Origin of the sequence: uncultured Pseudoxanthomonas sp. (genome assembly GCF_947498795.1) — a bacterium.
In the GTDB taxonomy this organism is placed as follows: domain Bacteria; phylum Pseudomonadota; class Gammaproteobacteria; order Xanthomonadales; family Xanthomonadaceae; genus Pseudoxanthomonas_A.
Genome location: NZ_CANMLQ010000004.1, coordinates 194880 through 212839, shown reverse-complemented (window position 1 = coordinate 212839; position 17960 = coordinate 194880). Strand labels below are relative to the sequence as shown.

The 17960-nt window shown below is 68.5% G+C and carries 16 protein-coding genes; 5 read left to right on the top strand and 11 right to left on the bottom strand.

What is annotated here, in order from left to right:
• Positions 1–79: 79 nt before the first annotated feature.
• Positions 80–1825: a gamma-glutamyltransferase gene (ggt, locus tag Q0907_RS12010; protein WP_299344969.1), complete on the top strand. Its 1746-nt coding sequence runs from the start codon at positions 80–82 to the stop codon at positions 1823–1825.
• 24 nt (positions 1826–1849) lie between these two features.
• On the opposite strand, the gene Q0907_RS12005 is transcribed toward ggt, so the two are convergent.
• Positions 1850–3130: an acetyl-CoA C-acetyltransferase gene (locus Q0907_RS12005; RefSeq protein ID WP_299344966.1), complete on the bottom strand. Its 1281-nt coding sequence runs from the start codon at positions 3128–3130 to the stop codon at positions 1850–1852.
• Positions 3131–3237: 107 nt separating this feature from the next.
• Here Q0907_RS12005 and Q0907_RS12000 point away from each other — a divergent pair, with 107 nt between their 5' ends.
• A complete protein-coding gene (locus Q0907_RS12000; RefSeq protein WP_299344963.1) occupies positions 3238–4122 on the top strand; it encodes a hypothetical protein in 885 nt (294 codons plus the stop codon).
• A gap of 78 nt (positions 4123–4200) precedes the next feature.
• Here the strand turns inward: Q0907_RS12000 and Q0907_RS11995 are convergent, their stop codons facing one another.
• From Q0907_RS11995 to glnA, 6 genes are all read right to left on the bottom strand, one after another.
• Complete coding sequence (locus tag Q0907_RS11995) at positions 4201–4773, bottom strand: superoxide dismutase family protein (RefSeq protein WP_299344960.1); 573 nt, start codon at positions 4771–4773, stop codon at positions 4201–4203.
• A 79-nt stretch (positions 4774–4852) separates the two neighbouring features.
• Positions 4853–6295: a nitrogen regulation protein NR(I) gene (ntrC, locus tag Q0907_RS11990; protein ID WP_296278598.1), complete on the bottom strand. Its 1443-nt coding sequence runs from the start codon at positions 6293–6295 to the stop codon at positions 4853–4855.
• Positions 6285–7337, bottom strand: coding sequence for an ATP-binding protein (locus Q0907_RS11985; protein ID WP_296278599.1), 1053 nt, complete (start codon positions 7335–7337; stop codon positions 6285–6287). The genes ntrC and Q0907_RS11985 overlap by 11 nt, the downstream gene beginning before the upstream one ends.
• A gap of 61 nt (positions 7338–7398) precedes the next feature.
• On the bottom strand, positions 7399–8973 hold the full coding sequence (locus tag Q0907_RS11980; protein ID WP_299344956.1) for an ammonium transporter: 1575 nt from the start codon (positions 8971–8973) through the stop codon (positions 7399–7401).
• Between the two features lie 15 nt (positions 8974–8988).
• Complete coding sequence (locus Q0907_RS11975; RefSeq protein ID WP_056880236.1) at positions 8989–9327, bottom strand: P-II family nitrogen regulator; 339 nt, start codon at positions 9325–9327, stop codon at positions 8989–8991.
• A gap of 432 nt (positions 9328–9759) precedes the next feature.
• The gene (gene glnA, locus Q0907_RS11970) at positions 9760–11169 is read right to left on the bottom strand and encodes a type I glutamate--ammonia ligase (protein WP_296278601.1); all 1410 of its coding nucleotides are present in this window, start codon (positions 11167–11169) and stop codon (positions 9760–9762) included.
• A 212-nt stretch (positions 11170–11381) separates the two neighbouring features.
• Between glnA and Q0907_RS11965 the strand changes: the two genes are divergently transcribed.
• From Q0907_RS11965 to Q0907_RS11955, 3 genes are all read left to right on the top strand, one after another.
• Positions 11382–12179 (top strand): undecaprenyl-diphosphate phosphatase, encoded by a 798-nt coding sequence (locus Q0907_RS11965; protein WP_296278602.1) that lies wholly within the window; start codon positions 11382–11384, stop codon positions 12177–12179.
• A gap of 240 nt (positions 12180–12419) precedes the next feature.
• Positions 12420–13241: an META and DUF4377 domain-containing protein gene (locus Q0907_RS11960; RefSeq protein ID WP_299344952.1), complete on the top strand. Its 822-nt coding sequence runs from the start codon at positions 12420–12422 to the stop codon at positions 13239–13241.
• A gap of 93 nt (positions 13242–13334) precedes the next feature.
• Complete coding sequence (locus Q0907_RS11955; protein ID WP_299344951.1) at positions 13335–14753, top strand: hypothetical protein; 1419 nt, start codon at positions 13335–13337, stop codon at positions 14751–14753.
• Between the two features lie 19 nt (positions 14754–14772).
• Here Q0907_RS11955 and Q0907_RS11950 read toward each other — a convergent pair whose 3' ends face one another.
• The 4 genes from Q0907_RS11950 to Q0907_RS11935 form a co-directional block, all read right to left on the bottom strand.
• Entirely contained in the window at positions 14773–15267 is a 495-nt protein-coding gene (locus Q0907_RS11950; RefSeq protein ID WP_299344949.1) for an RDD family protein, read from the bottom strand.
• Positions 15268–15271: 4 nt separating this feature from the next.
• Positions 15272–15886 carry a YbhB/YbcL family Raf kinase inhibitor-like protein gene (locus Q0907_RS11945; protein ID WP_299344947.1) on the bottom strand — a complete coding sequence of 205 codons (615 nt, stop codon included), beginning with the start codon at positions 15884–15886 and terminating at the stop codon, positions 15272–15274.
• A 112-nt stretch (positions 15887–15998) separates the two neighbouring features.
• Positions 15999–16988 (bottom strand): alpha/beta fold hydrolase, encoded by a 990-nt coding sequence (locus Q0907_RS11940; protein ID WP_299345245.1) that lies wholly within the window; start codon positions 16986–16988, stop codon positions 15999–16001.
• A 91-nt stretch (positions 16989–17079) separates the two neighbouring features.
• Positions 17080–17877, bottom strand: a complete 798-nt coding sequence (locus Q0907_RS11935) for a lysophospholipid acyltransferase family protein (protein ID WP_299344944.1) — start codon at positions 17875–17877, stop codon at positions 17080–17082.
• Between the last annotated feature and the right edge of the window lie 83 nt (positions 17878–17960).

Genomic DNA, 17960 nt, shown 5'->3' with positions numbered 1-17960 from the left:
TCCGATGAGCGGCCACAGGGGAACGGGGGTGGGCCGTGGGCGTGTGACAATCGGATCAGCTGCCCTTCGGTAATCCGCGATGACCCGAACCCTGCACGTCCTGCTGCTCATGACGCTCCTCGTCATCGTGCCGGCGCAGGCGGAGACACCGGTCGCCCGGGGAACCGGCGGCGCTGCCGCGACGATCAGCGAGCAGGCCACGCAATCCGCCATCGCGATCCTGGACCAGGGCGGCAACGCGGTCGATGCCGCCGTCGCGGCGGCGGCGACGCTCGGGGTGACCGATCCTTTCAGTTGCGGCATCGGCGGCGGCGGTTTCATGGTGGTCTACCTGGCGAAGGATAGGCGGGTCATCACGATCGATCATCGCGAGACCGCGCCGGCTGCCACCACGCCGGCACTTTTCATCGAAGACGGCAAGGAGATGGACTTCGACACCGCGATCGCCAGCGGGCTGTCCGTCGGCGTGCCCGGCACCGTGCGCGGCTGGCACGAGGCGTTGCAGCGGTATGGCTCGATGTCGCTCGCGCAGGTGCTCGCGCCTGCGATCACGGTCGCGGAGGAGGGCTTCACCGTCGACGCCAACTTCTCACGCCTAGCGGAAGTGAACGAACGCAAGTTCAACCGTTTCCCCGCAACGGCGGCGTTGTACCTGAGGCATGGCAGGGCCATCCCGGCCGGCACCCTGCTGCGCAATCCCGATCTCGCCCGCACGTACCGCCTGCTGGCGGACGGCGGCGTGGATGCGTTCTACGCGGGCCCGCTGGCGAGCGCCATCGTCGACACGGTCAACCGCCCACCGACCGCGCCGGGCGTGCCGGTGCGGGGTAGCCGCATGACACTCGCCGACCTGGCCAACTACGAAGCGCGCCTGCGCCTGCCAGTGCATTCCACTTATCGTGGCTACGACCTCTACGGCATGGCGCCACCGAGCAGCGGCGGCGTGACCGTATTCGAAGCGCTGAACATCCTTGAGGGCTACGACCTGAAGACGATGTCGCGTGCGCAGGTCGAGCATCTGTATCTGGAAGCAAGCCGCCTGGCCTTCGCCGACCGCGATGCCTACCTGGCCGACCCGGAGTATGTCGATGCGCCGGTGACGGGCTTGCTCAGCAAGGACTATGCGGCACAGCGGCGTACGCTGATCGCTCGCGACAAGGCCGCATCAGGGCGCGTGGCCGCCGGCGATCCCTATCCGTTCCAGCAAGATCCCAGTCATCCCCTGCGCTCCACACCTCGCGCACTGCCCCCTGAAAACACGCACACCACCCACCTGACCGTGTCCGACAAGGACGGAAACGTCGTCGCCTATACCTTCACCATCGAAGACTGGGGCGGCAGCGGCATGGTGGTGCCGGGCTACGGCTTCCTGCTCAACAACGAGCTGACCGATTTCGATTTCACCGCGCCGCATCCGAACATCCCCGAACCCGGCAAGCGCCCGCGCAGCAGCATGACGCCGACGATCGCGCTGAAGGACGGCGAGCCCGCATTCTCGATCGGCAGTCCGGGCGGTTCCACCATCATCACGACGGTGCTGCAGACCATCGTCAACTACGTCGACCTCGGCATGCCGATGGACCAGGCCATCGACGCGCCGCGGTTGTCGCAGCGCAATGGCGAGGTGACCGATATCGAACCCGGGTTCGCCGGCAGCGCCCAGGCGAAGGCGCTGGCGCATCTCGGGCAGCGCTGGTCGGATCAACCCGAAGAGATCGGCGCCGCGAACGCGCTGGTCTTCAATGCGGATGGCACGGTGACGGCGGTAAGCGAAGGCCACCGTCATGGCGTCGGCAGTGCACAGGTGCAGACGCCGGCCCGCTAGTCGCGACCGGCGCCGCGCGATCGCCTATCGCTCGATGATGGCGACGACGCCCATGCCGCCTGCCGTGCAGATGGACACCAGTGCACGGCCGCCGCCGCGCTGCTTCAGTTCCTTCGCCACCGTGGCGACGATGCGCGCACCGGTGGCGGCGAACGGATGGCCCGTCGCCAGCGAGGAGCCATTCGGATTCATCTTGGCCGGATCGATCCTGCCCAGCGGTGCGTCCAGGCCCAGGCGGTTGCGGCAGTAGTCCTCGCTCTCCCACGCGCGCAGCGTGCACAGCACCTGCGCGGCGAAGGCTTCGTGGATCTCGTAGATGTCGAAATCCTGCAGCGTCAGGCCGTTGCGCTTGAGCATCTCCGGCACGGCCACCGTCGGCGCCATCAGCAGGCCTTCGCCGTGGACGAAGTCGACCGCCGAGACCTGCGCGTCCCTCAAGTACGCGAGCGGCTCGTGGCCGTGCGCCCTCGCCCACTCGTCGCTGGCCAGCAGCACCGCCGCGGCGCCGTCGGTCAGCGGGGTGGAGTTGGCGGCGGTCAGCGTGCCGCGGCCCGAGGTCTTGTCGAAGGCGGGCTTCAGCGTGGCGAGCTTCTCCAGCGAGGTGTCGGCGCGCAGGATGTTGTCACGCTCCAGGCCGCGGAAGGGCGCGATCAGGTCGTCGAAGAAGCCGCGCTCGTACGCGGCGGCCAGCTTCTTGTGCGACGCTACGGCGAGTTCGTCCTGCGAATCGCGGGAGATGTTCCACTCCTTCGCCATGTCCTCGCAGTGCTCTCCCATGCTCTTGCCGGTGCGCGGCTCGGCCACGCCGGGGAATTCGGGCTTCAATTCGCCGAACTTGAAGCCGCTGACCAGCGCCTTCAGCTTGTCCTGCGTGGTCTTGGCCCGGTTGGCGGCCAGCAGGCGTGCGCGCAGCTTCTTGCCGTAGACGATCGGCACTTCGGAGGTCGTGTCCGACCCGCCGCCGATGCCGGACTCGATCTGGCCCAGCGCGATCTTGTTGCCGATGTGGATGATGGTGTCCAGGCTGGTGCCGCAGGCACGCTGCAGCGTGATGCCCGGGGTCAGCGGCGACAGGCCGGAGGAGAGCGCGGCCTCGCGGCCCAGGTTCCAGTCGGACGAATGCTTGATCACCGCACCCATCGCCACTTCGCCGAGCTGCTGGCCATGCAGGCCGAAGCGCTCGACCAGCGCGCCCAGCGTGCGCACCGACATGCCCAGGTTCCCCACATCCGCGTAGGCCGTGTTCTGGCGGCAGAACGGAATGCGGACGCCGCCGAGGATGGCGACGGGGCGGGGTGCGGGCATGGGGACCTCTGTGCGAATGGCGATGACGGGATAGTGAAGATGCGCCTGCGTACGGCAGGCATAATGGGGGAGTGTAATGCGCCCCTCCATCGCCTCCAACCGCTGACATGACTCGATCCACAACCAGCCCTGTCGTGATGGGCGTGATGGCCCTGGAACTGGCAGCGGGCAGTACCCCTCGGCGTGCCGCCCTGAGTGCCGCCGATGCGAGCGGCCTGGCGGAAAAACTCGGCCGCGACCTGGCGACGCATGCGCCGCAGGTGCGTGACCTGGATCTCGTCTTCGCGGGCGCGCATTTCGATCCCGCCGAAGCGCTGCGCCCCGGTTGGCCGCTGCACCAGCGGCTGCGCGAGTTGCACCAGCGGGCACCGGGACGTGGCGACGGGGCGCGGGTGATGGCGTTCGGCGCCGACGACACCGGTGACATCCCGATGCCGCTGCAGGCCGACGACGGCTTGCGCGGCGGCCTGCTGCGCGTGCTGCCCTTCGTGCTCAGCGGCGACGTCTCCGCGGTCGAAGCGGTGGCAGAACGGCTGGAGAGCGTCCTGCTGGAAACCGGGATGGCCCAGGCCGATACCGCGCTGCTGGCGCAGACCGCATTCGGCGCGCAGATCGAACACGCACGCTACATGACGCTGCACGATCTCGCCGCCATGACCGCGATGCAGTACGACCATGGCGGCCTCGGCGCACTGTGGCCCGTGATCGAAACCGCCCTGATGGCCCCGACCGACGAGGCGTGGCTGGATGCCGTGCCGGAACCGCTGCTGCGCTACGCCAGTGGCGAGGTCCACATCGCGCTGTTCGAACCGATGGCCTGGCGGGCGCGCTATGCGACGCAGGAAGCGACCGACGAACGCCTCGAGCGCGCCTACCAGCATTTCCAGGCCCGCCAGCAGCAGATCGCGGCCGTGCTGGAAGCACATGGCATCCCGGTGACGTTCGCGCACTGCCCCGCCAAGACCGATGCGCGGGACACGTTGAAGTCCTAGCGTGCGCCATGCGCACGACCATGAGGACCACACATCATGCGGTCGTGCGCGTGGCGCACGCTACGATGTCGGGTGGTACTACTGGGTGACCTTGATGATCCCGCAGGCGACGCGCGCGCCTGCGTTGCCGGCCGGCTGGCTGGCGTAGTCGTCCGGCGCGGCATGCACGATCAGCGCGCGTCCGGCGACGTCGTTGACGGCACCGCCACCCAGCGTGAGGCCTTCGAGGTGCGCATCCACCTTGGCCACGCCGTCGGCATTGGCGGTCAGGTTGTTCATGTCGCCGGCATGGTGCGCGCCGCTGCCGGCCTTGCCGTGCGCGGCATTGAACGGGTTGAAGTGCGGCCCCGCGCTGCTGGCGTCGGCGGCGCTGCAGTCGCCCTTCTCATGGATATGGAAGGCGTGCGTGCCGTTCGCGGGCAGGCCGCCGATCTCACCGGTCAGGTGCAGGCCCTTGCCCATGGGCGTGAGGGTGACGCTGCCGCTGACCAGGCTGCCGGACGCCGATGCCAGCACGGCGACCGCCTGCCTGGCGGTACTGGTGGTGGGGACGACGGGCGTCGCCGTTGACGCCGGCGACGACGACGACGGCGTGGTGCTGCATGCCGCGAGGGCGAGGGCGGAAGCGGCGGCCAGCAGGACGATGCGCATTAGAGGGCTCCAGTACGGGTCGTGGCCGGGTACCGTAACCACCGCTACCTTCACGATCAATGAAAATCGCTGCGTTCCCTCATCCGCGCTTGCGACCGGGCCCCAGCTTCCGCGTCACGGTGTTGCGTCCCACGCCCAGCTTGGCCGCGGCTTCGGCGCGGCGTCCATGCGTCAGCTCCAGGGCGACCTCGAGCAGCGTGCGGTCCAGGCGCTCGCGGGCTTCCGCATGCAGCGCCTCGGCGCCTTCCAGCAGGCGGCGGCGCGCCCACTCGCCCAGCGCGTGGTCCCACTCGCCGCGTCCACCGGCGACCGGTGCATGCAGCAGTGCGCCCTGCAGGTCGGCGGTGTTGATGACATCGGCCGGTGCCAAGGCCGCCAGTCGCCAGCAGACGTTTTCCAGTTCGCGCACGTTGCCGGGCCAATCGTGGGCCTGCAGCAGATCCAGCGCTGGATTGCTGAAGCGCTTGGGGGCGATGTCGAGCTTGCGCGTGGCCATGGCGAGGAAGTTCTCGGCCAGTTGCGGCACGTCCGCGCGACGCTCGCGCAGGGGCGGCAGTTGCAGGCGCACGACGTTCAGGCGGTGCAGCAGGTCGGCGCGGAAGCGACCCTCGGCGACCAGCCCATCGAGGTCCTGGTGGGTGGCGGCGATCACGCGCACGTCCACGCGGATCAGTTCGCGTCCGCCGACGCGGAAGAACTCGCCTTCCGCCAGCACGCGCAACAGGCGCGTCTGCAACGGCAGCGGCATGTCGCCGATCTCGTCGAGGAACAGCGTGCCGCCATCGGCCTGCTCGAAACGGCCGATGTGCCGCTTCTGCGCGCCGGTGAACGCACCGGCCTCGTGGCCGAATAGTTCGCTTTCCAGCAGTTCCGACGGGATGGCGGCGGTGTTCAGCGCGACGAAGGGTTTGCGCGAACGCGGCGACTCATGGTGCAGCGCATGCGCCACCAGCTCCTTGCCGGTGCCGGTTTCGCCGGTGATCAGCACCGACAGCGGCGCCTGCGCCAGCCGGCCGATCGCACGGAACAACGCGCGCATGGTCGGCGTATCGCCGATCAGCTGGGGCGTGGCCGCCGCCGTCGCGTCGGCGTCCTGGGCAGCGTCGGCGCTCTCCTCCGCATCGGGCAGCGTGCGCGCGGCCAACGCCACAGCATCGTCCAGATCGAACGGCTTGGACAGGAATTCGTGCGCGCCACCGCGGAATGCGCCCGCCGTGCTCGCCACGTCGGTGTACGCCGACATCACGATCACCGGCAGCTGCGGATGCGTGGCCTTCAGCTTGTCCAACAGTACCAGGCCATCGTCGCCCGGCATGCGTACGTCGGTGAACAGGAGGTCGGGGGCCCCCCTCGCGCCGAGCGCGCTCAACGCGGCGGCGGCGCTGTCGAAGCCGTCCACGGCGTACCCCGCATCGCGCAGGGCGGTGGCGAGCACGAAGCGCACCGAGCGGTCGTCATCGACCACCCAGATGCGGCGCGCGTCGGCGGCGCTGCCATGGGCAGCCAGGCGATCAGTGGACATGACGTTCCTCGTCGTGGTCGTGCAGCGACTGCGGCAGCAGCAGGGTGAAGACCGTATGGCCGGGGCGCGAGCGGTAGGTCAGCGACCCCCGGTGTTCGCGTGCCACCTGTTGCGACAGTGCCAGGCCTAGCCCGCTGCCTTCGGCACGGCCGCTGACCAGCGGCAGGAACAGGTGCTCGGCGAGCGCTTCGGGCACGCCGCGGCCGTCGTCGACGATCTCCACCCGCAGCGCCATGGCGTGCAGGTGGTCGTGGATGCGCGAGCCGTGTTCGACACGGGTGCGCAGGATGATGTTGGCCGCACCCGCCTGCAGGGCGTTGCGGACCAGGTTCCAGACCGCCTGGGTCAGGCGGTCGGCGTCGCCGGACAGTTCCGGCAGGCTGGGGTCGTAATCGCGCTGCAGGCGCACCGACCAGCCGCCTTCGTTCTCGGCCAGGCGCAATACCCGCTCCAGCACGGTGTGGATGTTCAGCGGCGCATGCGGGCGCTGCGGCGAGGGCGACAGCAGTTGTTCCAGCAGTGTGTTGAGGCGGTTGATCTCGGACTCGATCAGTTCGATCAGTTCGCGCTCGTCGTCGTTGTCGTCGCGGTGCGCGGCCCGGCGTGCCAGCAGCTGGGCGGCACCCTTGAGGCCCGCCAGCGGATTGCGCAGTTCGTGTGCCAGTCCCTTCAACGCCGCGCTCAGCGCGTTGGGCAGGGCCTGGGTGGGATCGAGCGCGGGGAATTCGTCCACCGGGTGCGCTTCCAGCAGCCAGCCGCCGCCCTCCAGCCGCGACAGCCAGCCCTCGGCGAAGCACGGCGATTCGCCGGGCATACCCAAGGCCATGCGGTGCAGGCGCAGGACGTCGCGGTCGGTGTTGTCCAGGAAGCGCGCCATAGCGTCGCCTTCGATCTCCAGGGCCGCCAGCGGTTGCCCGATCAGGCGGCGGGTACTGACGCCCAGCCAGCGCGCGAAGGCCGGGTTGACGCCACGGATCAGTCCGCCGTCGTCCGCCCAGGCCACCGGCGTGCTCAGCGCGTCGGTGGTGGGGTCGAAACGCATGCGGGAGAGGTCCGGGGACGACATTGCACCAGTTTAGTGCAAAGCCGTCCCCGGCAAGCCATCAGGCCTCGTAGGCCGATTCGCCGTGCGAGGTGATGTCCAACCCCTCGCGCTCGGCATCCTCGGAGACGCGCAGGCCGACGGTGTACTTCACGATGAGGAAGGACACCAGGGCCACCACGCTGGACAGCACCACCGTGATCAGCACGCCCTGCGCCTGGATCCACACCTGCGACCCGATGGAGTACTCGGCCACGGCGGTCTCGGTAACGTAATCCCAGATGCCCGCGCCGCCCAGCGAGGGCGCAGCGAACACGCCGGTCAGCAGCGCGCCGGTGATGCCACCGACGCCATGCACGCCGAACACGTCCAGGCTGTCGTCCGCGCCCAGCATCTTCTTCAGGCCGCTGACGCCCCACAGGCACAGCACGCCCGCGATGGCACCGATGGCCAGCGCACCGTTCAGGCCGACCAGACCGGCCGCCGGCGTGATCGCGACCAGACCCGCCACGGCACCCGACGCGGCGCCGAGCAGCGAGGGCTTGCCCTTGGTGATCCACTCGACCAGCAGCCAGGCCACCACTGCCGCGGCCGTGGCCAGGAAGGTGTTGACGAAGGCGATGGCGGCGACGCCACCGGCTTCCAGCGCCGAACCGGCGTTGAAGCCGAACCAGCCCACCCACAGGATCGAGGCACCGACCATGGTCAGGGTCAGGTTGTGCGGCTTGATCGCCTCGCGGCCGTAGCCGGTGCGCTTGCCGATCACGTACGCGCCCACCAGGCCGGCGATGGCGGCGTTGATGTGCACGACGGTGCCGCCAGCGAAGTCCAGCGCGCCCTTGGCCCACAGGTAGCCCGACTTGGCCAGCACGCCGTCCACGGCATCGGTACTGGTGAACGCATCGGGGCCGGGGAAGAACCACACCATGTGCGCCATCGGCAGGTAGGCGAAGGTGAACCACAGCACGGTGAACAGCATCACGCCGGCGAATTTCACGCGCTCGGCGAACGCGCCGACGATCAGCGCGCAGGTGATGCAGGCGAACGCACCCTGGAACACGAAGAACGCCAGTTCCGGAATGTAGACGCCCTTGGTGAACGTCGCCCCGATCGAGGACGCATCCAGTCCCGCGGCGAACAGCCGGTCGGTACCGCCGATGAAGGCATTGCCCTCGGTGAAGGCGAAGCTGTAGCCGTACAGCGCCCACAGCACCGCGACCAGCGAGAACACGGCCAGGTTCTGGATCAGGATGGACAGCACGTTCTTCGAACGCACCAGGCCGCCGTAGAACAGCGCCAGGCCGGGCAGCGTCATGAAGATCACCAGCACCGCGGAGACCAGCACCCACACCGTGTCGGGCTTGCTGATGGTCGGGGCCGGGGCTTCCTCGGCGGGGGCGGTTTCGGCCTCTGCAGGGGCCGCAACGGCTTCCGCAGGTGCGGCTGCTTCGACCGGCGCAGGCGCGGCCTCGACCGCGGGGGCGGCTTCGGCAGCGGCGGCTTCGGCCGTGGGTGCGGCGGTGTCCTGCGCGGCGAACACGGTGGCGGTCGTGCCCACCGTCATCAGGCCGAACAGCGCGGCCATGCACAGCATCCGGGTACGGGTCTTCCACCCGGAGAACAGTCGAGTCTTCATGTGGGGCTCCGAGTGTTAGAGCGCGTCCGCGCCGACTTCGCCGGTACGGATGCGGATGACCTGGTCGATGGTGGTGACGAAGATCTTGCCGTCGCCGATCTTGCCGGTGCCGGCGGCCTGCTGGATGGCCTCGATGACGGCATCCAGTCGCTCGTCGGTCACGACGGTCTCGATCTTGATCTTGGGCAGGAAATCGACGACGTACTCGGCGCCGCGGTACAGCTCGGTGTGGCCCTTCTGCCGGCCGAAGCCTTTCACTTCGGTCACGGTGATGCCGGACACGCCCGCTTGCGACAAGGACTCTCGGACCTCGTCGAGCTTGAACGGCCGGATGATGGCGGTGATCAGTTTCATGCGCATACCCCGATGGTGGATGGAACCGGCCGACCGGAGCCGGCCGGCGGTTTCAGGTCACCCGTGCGCGCAGCCCCCTGGCGGCGGACACGTTGTCGGTGCGGAGCGGTGCATGAACCGCATCCGTGCCCACCGCGATCATTTGCGGCGGGAACGGATGACGTGGGAGGGAGCAGCGGTTCATGGACCTCTCCTGTATTTCCCCAAGTACAGCGTTGGTGCGATCTCCAGGAATCGAAGACAGGTGGTGCCCCGGTTCCCCAACCGGGCGAATGCATCGCGGGACGATGCACTCGATAAGGTGCGGCGATGGCGACGGGTGGGAGGGGAGATCCGTCGCCATCGCCGCGAGAACTCAGTGCGCGACCGCTGCGTCGCGGAGGGCCGGTGCATGGCCCTCCGCGTGCATGGCGATGTGCGCGCAGGCCTGCATCAGTTGGCGTAATACAGCTGGTATTCCAGCGGGTGCGTGGCCGCGCGGAACTTGGTCACTTCCTGCATCTTCAGCGCGATGTAGGCATCGATGAAGTCGTCCGACATCACACCGCCGGCCTTGAGGAAGTCGCGGTCCTTGTCCAGCGCGTCCAGCGCCTGGTCCAGGCTGGAGCAGACCTGCGGGATGTTCTTCTCTTCTTCCGGCGGCAGGTCGTACAGGTCCTTGTCGGACGGCGCGCCCGGATCGATCTGGTTCTTGATGCCGTCCAGGCCGGCCATCATCAGCGCGGTGAAGGTCAGGTAGCCGGACTGCAGCGGATCGGGGAAGCGGATCTCGATGCGGCGCGCCTTCGGATTCGCCACCCACGGAATGCGGCACGACGCCGAACGGTTGCGCGCCGAGTAGGCCAGCATCACCGGCGCCTCGAAGCCCGGCACCAGGCGCTTGTAGCTATTGGTGCCCGAGTTGGCGAACGCGTTGATCGCCTTGGCGTGCTTGAAGATGCCGCCGATGTACCACAGCGCCAGTTGCGACAGGCCGCCGTAGCCATCGCCCGAGAACAGGTTCTGGCCGCCCTTGGCCAGCGACTGGTGCACGTGCATGCCGCTGCCGTTGTCGCCGACGATGGGCTTGGGCATGAAGGTCGCCGTCTTGCCGTTGCGGTGGGCGACGTTGCGCACCACGTACTTCATGCGCTGCAGTTCGTCGGCCTTCTGCACCAGCGTGTTGAACTTGGCGCCGATCTCGCACTGGCCGGCGGTGGCGACTTCGTGGTGGTGCACTTCGACTTCGATGCCGACCTGTTCCAGCGTCTTGCACATCTCCGCGCGCAGGTCGTGCAGCGAGTCGGTCGGCGGCACGGGGAAGTAGCCGCCCTTGACGCCGGGACGGTAGCCGCTGTTGGCGCCGTCGTAGCTCTTGCCGCTGTTCCAGGCGCCTTCTTCGGAATTGATCTTGAAGAAGGTGTTGCCCATGTCATTGGCGAACTGGACCGAATCGAAGATGAAGAACTCGGGCTCCGGGCCGAAGAAGGCCACGTCGGCGACGCCGCTGGCCTTCAGGTGGGCCTCGGCGCGCTTGGCGATGCCGCGCGGGTCGCGCGTGTAGCCCTGCATGGTGGCCGGATCGAGGATGTCGCAGACCAGCACCAGGGTCGGGTCGGCGTAGAACGGATCCAGATAGGCCGTGCTCGGGTCGGGCAGCAGCACCATGTCCGACTCGTTGATGCCCTTCCAGCCCGAGATCGACGAGCCGTCGAACATCTTGCCGTCTTCGAACAGGGACGCATCCACGATGCTGACGGGGAAGGTGACGTGCTGTTCGACACCGCGCATGTCGACGAAGCGCAGGTCGACGAACTCGACCTTGTGGTCCTTGATCAGCTTCTCAACGTTGTCCAGGGACATCTCGGAACCTCGGGTTGGATAAGTGTGTGACGGAATACAGCAATCCCCGTGCCAACCCCAAGGACGCGGCAAGTTATTGATTGTCATGGACATCCTTGACGGATTCGTCACGCGAAGTCCCTTTTTTGGTGCAGAATTCCGGCTCAGCGAACCAACGCGGTGCGTGGCGCTTTCCACTATTCTTTGCCGCCCTCCCCTGCAAGCCCGATCCGATGACCGACCTGCTCGCCGCCCTGCTGCTCGGCATCCTCGAGGGCCTCACCGAGTTCCTGCCGGTGTCCAGCACCGGCCACCTGCTGATCGCGCAGCACTGGCTGGGCGAGCGGTCGGATTTCTTCAACATCGTGATCCAGGCCGGCGCCATCCTGGCCACCACCCTGGTCTTCCGCCGCCGCATCTGGGAACTGACGACCGGCTGCTGGCGCGATCCCCAGGCCCGCGACTACTCGATGAAGCTGGCGGTGGCCTTCCTGGTCACTGCGCTGGTCGGCCTGCCGGTGCGCCTGGCCGGATGGGAACTTCCGGAAACCGTCACGCCCGTGGCATGGGCCCTGATCATCGGCGGCGTGTGGATGCTGGTGGCCGAGCATTTCGCCGAGAAGCGCGGCGACGTCGCCACCATCACCTGGAAGGTCGCGGTGCTGGTGGGCCTGGCGCAGGTGGTGGCGGGCGTGTTCCCGGGCACCTCCCGTTCGGCCGCCGCGATCTTCATGGCGATGCTGGCGGGCACCAGCCGGCGTTCGTCCGCGGCGGAGTTCGTGTTCCTGGTCGGCATTCCCACCATGTTCGCGGCCAGCGGCTACGCATTCCTGGAACTGGTGAAGGACGATGCGCTGGGCAGCGAGAACTGGGGCGAGGTGGCGCTGGCATTCGCTGCCGCCACCGTCACCGGCTTCGTGGTGGTGAAGTGGCTGCTGGGCTTCATCAAGGCGCACCGCTTCACCGGCTTCGCGATCTATCGCATCGTGTTGGGCGCGCTGCTGCTTTTGTTGATGCCGGTCGGCAGCTGAGCCGCCGCGCTCCCTGCTCCCTGTAGGAGCGACGTCAGTCGCGACCGCACGGCCGGCATGCCCTGAAGCGGCTGTTTGCCATCCGGGCGCGCTGCGGCGCGTTCATCCCAATGCACGGTGAATGGCTATCGGGGCGCGGTCGCGACTGACGTCGCTCCTACAATCAAGCGCGATGCCCAGCCTTCACCCCATTCCAACCTGCCGCGCGTTTGCATGGGGCCACCGTCGACGGAGAACGCCATGAAACGACTGCTGCTGCTTGCCTTGCCACTGGCCCTCGCGGGCTGCCCCAAGCCGGCGGAACGGGCCGACACGCCAGCGCCCACCGTGGCCGCCACTCCGGACACCCCGGCAGCCGCAACGATCGACGCGGTCGCCCTGCTTCCCCGGTATCACTGGCAACTCATGGACGCGACGGACACGCAGGGCAGGCGCATCGATGCGCTGTTCGTACGACCCGACAAGCCAGTGCAGCTCGACTTCAGGGAAGGACGGCTGGGCGCGTCCAACGCCTGCAATCGCATGGGCGGCACCTACACGCTGTCGGACACCAGCCTCACCATCGGCCGACTGACGTCGACCATGATGGCCTGCACCGACAATGCGCTGATGGCGCTGGACCAGGAGATCGGCAAGCGACTGGAAGGGACGTTGAAGGTCGCCGCCACGCAAGGCGGCGTCGCTCAACTCGCGCTGACCACCGCGACCGGAGAAAAACTGCTGTTCGCCGGCAACCCGACCGCCGAAACCCGCTATGGCGGCCCCGGCCAACGCGTGTTCCTAGAAGTCGCGGCGGACACCAAGCCGTGCAGCCACCCGCTGATTCCCGACAAGCAGTGCCTGCAGGTGCGCGAGATCGCCTACGACGACAAGGGCCTGAAAGTCGGCACGCCGGGCGAGTTCCAGCACTTCTACGACAGCATCGAGGGCTACACGCATGAGCCCGGCATCCGCAACGTCCTGCGCGTGGACCGCTACACGGTGAAGAACCCGCCCGCCGACGGGTCTTCGAATGCCTACGTGCTGGACATGGTGGTGGAGTCGGCCAGCGAGAAGAAATAAGGTCCGTCGCACGAAGCGCGCCTGATCCAGGGCGTGCTTCGTGGCTGTCGGTCAGCCGCTATAGTGGCGCGTCACCGCACCTGACGCGCCAGCATGCACCCCCCCGCAAGGAACGCTTCTCCCCTTCCCTGGATCGCTGTCGCACTCCTGGTCGTCTCCGCCCTGCCGATGTGGTGGCCGGCGCTGCAGACGCCATTCTGGGGCGACGACTACGTGTTCCTGCATGCGGCGCATGCGACGAATGCCATGGGCGCGCCGTGGTGGTCGGATTTCTGGCCTTCGTCGCCGCCGCGCTTCTGGCGGCCGCTTTCGCAGGAAGGCTACTGGCGCTGGATCGACGTGTCGCTGGGCGGCAGTGCGCATGCCGCGCACGTGGTCAGCCTGATCCTGCATGTCCTGGCCACGCTGGGCGTTGCGCTGTTCGCCCTCCGCCTCGCGCGCGCCTGTCGCTGGCAGCACGCCGGCCGCATCGCCGCGCTCGCTGGCGCCGTGTACGGCGGACTGACGATGCACCTGCTGCCGGTGCATTGGGCGGCCGCCGCCAACAATGCCCTGCTGACGCTGTTCACCACGCTGCTGCTGGCTGCATGGATCGGTGCGCGTGATGCGGCCGGCAGCTGGCGTGCGGTGCTGCTCGCGTCGCTGCCGGCATGGCTGGCGCTGGCGTTGCTGAGCAAGGAATCCGCCGCGCTGACGCCCGCGCTGATGATCGTGGTCGCCGCTTTCGTTGCCATGCGCAGGCCGGATCGCGGCGAACTCGTCGCATGGCTCGCCTGCGTGGCCGTCGTTGGCGTGTGGCTGGTGCTGCGCGCGCGCTTTACCGCCAACACCGATGCGTCGTACGCATTCGGCCTGGGCAGCAATGTCGTGCGCAACGCCGCATCGTTCGGCGCATGGCTGTTGAACGTCCCGCGCGAGGCGATGCGGATGGCAGTCGCGGGCGAACGCATGCAAGGACTGGCCTGGATCGCGGCCACCGCGCTGCCGATGCTGGCAGCCTGGGCGGTCGCCGGTTGGCGCGGGCGGACGCTGCTGACGCGGTGGCAGTGGATGTGCGTCGGTGCGTTCGCCGTGCTGGCGTACGCGCCCTACTTCCTGTTCGCCTGGAACAGCTACGAGTATTACGCGGCCATTGCCGTGATCCTGCCCGTGATCGCGCTGGCGCGCTGCCTGGCGACCGATGCTGCCGCGCTGTGGGTGGCGATGCTGATCGTGGTGTCGTCGTGGATCGCGGTGGAGGGCACGCGCCGGCTGGACCATCCTGGCCTGATCGGTCGCGCGCACTGGGCGGAAACGACGCTGCAGGCACTGGAATCGCAACGTATCCCCGCGCCGCTGCATGTCAGCGTCGCGGACGCGCAGCGCTTCTATGCCATCGGCCAGGTGGGACTGGCATGGCGGCTGGGCCTGGATCCGGAGCAGGTCCGCGTGGCGCCGGCATGCCCGCCCACCGGCACGTGCCTGGTCATCGGGGCCGATGGGCGGACGCGCTGGCGACACGCGGCGGAGTGAGGCGCAGCACGCGCACCCCTCAGGCGATCGCGGCCGCGCGCCTCCTTACCACGCGCGTGCGCGGCCAGAGGTCGTGCCAGCCCCGCGGATCGTCATCGTCCGCCAGCAGGACCGAGAAGGCTTCGAACGGCACCACGCGACTCACGCTGCGCAGCAGTGCCTGGCCGAACCGGACCCGGCGCCCTGCCTCGTCGACCACGCGCGTACCGGTCACGAGCTTGCCGATCGTGGTTCCCGTGATGCCTTCCATCAGCGTGTAGTAGAGGATGATCGCAACGTAGCCGATCAGCTGTTCTTGCCACCACGTCAGCCGCCCGGCCCACGCCAGCACCGCGTCGCCGCCGATCATCCCCGCGACCAGCAGGGCCAGGAAGATGAGCCCGATCACGATGACGCGATCGATCATCCAGTGGACGAAGCGGCGGCCCTTCGTGGCCGGCACGTGCGGCAAGCCGTCGCCTCCGGGATCGGCGACGGCGCTTCGCGGGCTCTCGTAGGGATTGCCGCCGTCCACGGGCTCAATCGCGCAGGGTCACGTTCAAGGTGTACGTGCCGTGCACCAGTGCTTCCGCCAGCACATGGCCCTGCATCGCACGCTCCACGTCGCCGGCGGTGAAGCGGGCCGGCAGGTCGAGCGCGGCGACATCCAGTGCGAACAGGCGGAAGAAGTAGCGGTGCACGCGGGCATCGTTGAACGGCGGGTAGGGACCGTCGTAGCCGTGGTAGTCGCCTCCCATCTGCGCATCGCCGGCAAACCAGCCCGTGTAGTCGTTCAATCCCTGGCGTGCGCCGGCCGGTCCGCCGGGCTGCTGCTTGCCCCGGGCAGTGACGCCGTCACTGCAGCTGCCGGCCGCGATCTCGCGCACGCCGGGCGGGATGTCCGCCATCGCCCAGTGGATGAAGTGCGCGCGCGGCTGCTCCACCGGGATCTGCAGGTCGTCGCGACCCACGGTGTCCGGCACGGTCGGTGCATCGGGGTCGATGCAGAGCAGGGCGAAGGACTTCGTCCCGTCCGGCACGTCGGTCCACGCCAGGTGCGGGTTGCGGTTGGCGGCGAACCCGTCGGGCTGGCCCATCGCGAACTCGGCCGGGATGGGCTTCATGTTCTCGAAACTGTCGCTCCACAGACGCATGGGTGGCTCCTCGAAAAAGGGGAAGACCAGGCGCGGGAGGGGCGCCGTCGCAGTCCGGATGGCGCGCCCGGCCAACGCCCGGCAACGACCCAATTGTAACGGGCGGGACCGCTCAGGCCGTGGTGGCGGCCAGGCGCTCGGCGACCCAGCGCTCGGCGTAGCCATCGCCGGCGACGTTCTCGATGAAGGCGCAATGCCCGCCCCATGGCGCGATCTCCAGCGTGGCCTGGGGCGGCAACGCCCAGTCGCGGAAGGTGTCGAACGGGATCACCGGATCGTCCTCGGCCATCAGGATGTGCGCCGGCACCTCGAGGCCGGCAAGCCGATCCCCCGAGATCGCATAGCCGTCGAAGTAGGCGTCCAGGGTGCCGAAACCGGTGTGGCGCTGCACCAGCCAATCGGTCAGCGCGCGGATGTCGAGCGCCAGCACGGTGTCGTCGAAATCGTGCCGCTGCGGGAACAGGTGGCGCTTGCGCTCCAGCGAACGGCGCCACTTCCGCGCGAAATACCAGTCGTACAGCGGCATGCCGCGCTCGATGCGGTCCATCGTGGTGGCCGGATCCAGCAGCGGGCAGACCGCCGCCACGTGCGCCAGCGCCAGCCCGGCCTGCGGCGCGCGCAGTGCCAGGCGCAGTGCGAAATTGCCGCCCAGCGAATAGCCCGCCACCCGCATCGGGACGTCGCCGGCGAAGCGCCGCGATATGTCGAGTGCGGCATGCACCACTTCGTCCAGGCGGTTGGAGTGGAACAGGTCTTCGTTGAGGTGGTGAGTGTCGCCGTGGTCGCGGAAGTTCAGCCGGAACACGTCGAACCCGCGCGCCAGAAGCTGCGCGGCGGTCAGCCGCATGTAGTTGGAATCGGCGCTGCCTTCCCACCCATGCAGCAGCAGCACCAGGCCGCGCGGGGTACGCCCCGGCACCTGGCTGTGGAAGCCCTGCAGGCGCACGCCATCGCCACCGTCCACGATGTATTCCAGCGTTACCGCGCCGCTGCCCGCCAGCGCCCGCAGCGCACGGCGGCGGCGCAGCGCGCTGGATCCCAGCACCGATTGCAGGTGCGGGTTGCGCAGCCAGCGCGGCGGTCGGAAGTCGGCGGCAGTGATCATGGGGTCATCGCGGCAACGTGGGAACGAGGGTGGCATCGGTGGACCGAGTATTCCCTCGAATACGTCGCAAGCCCGTCATGGCGGCCGCTCAGGCGTCCGCCATCGCCCGCACGATCCGCTCGCGCGAGAGGTCGGCGATGCGCCGGCGACCCTCGACGTCGGCGACCCGGATCGGTTCCAGGAAGCAGATATCGGCCGTGCGCGCCGGCTCGCCGAGCAGGCGGACGAAGTTGGCGAAGAAGCTTTCCCTGGGTCCGAACGCCACCACCGGCTGGGCGCTGCCGCGTGCGCCGTAGCGCAGTGCGACCGGCTGCACCGGCACGCCGGCCTCGACCGCCGCCAGGAAGATGCGCGCATGGAACGGCCCGACCTCGTGGCCGTCGCGTGTGCGTCCTTCCGGGAACACCCCGACCGAACGCCCCTCGCGCAGGCGCCGCATCATGGCCTGCAGCACGCCGCCCAGCGATTCCTGGCTGCCGCGCTGGTGGAAGATGGTCTGTCCCTGGGCCGCCAGCCACCCCACGACCGGCCAGCCGCGGATCTCCTGCTTGGCCACGAAACCCATCATGCGCTGGCTGTGCAGTGCCTCGATGTCGATCCAGCTGACGTGGTTGGCCACGAACATCGTCGGACCCGGCAACGGCGTGCCGACCCGCCGCAGGCGGAACCCGAAGATGCGCATCAGTCCACTGGACCACCAGCGCACCGCGACGTCGCCCGCGGTTTCGGCGCCCACGCGTATCCACACCAGCAGCGGCGACAGGCACAGCAGGGTGATCGGCAGGAAGAGCAGCAGGTGGATGAGCAGCAACGGCACGCGGTACGCGTAACGGAAGGCCCGTGCCACGCCGCTGCCGCCAGCAACATGAACAGGGGGCGGCGTCATGCGTTCACGATAGCAGGAGTGAGGGTGGGAGGGGCAGGCGTGAGGGGAGCGGAGTGGGGCGTGAGCGAAGACGAGGGCTCTGG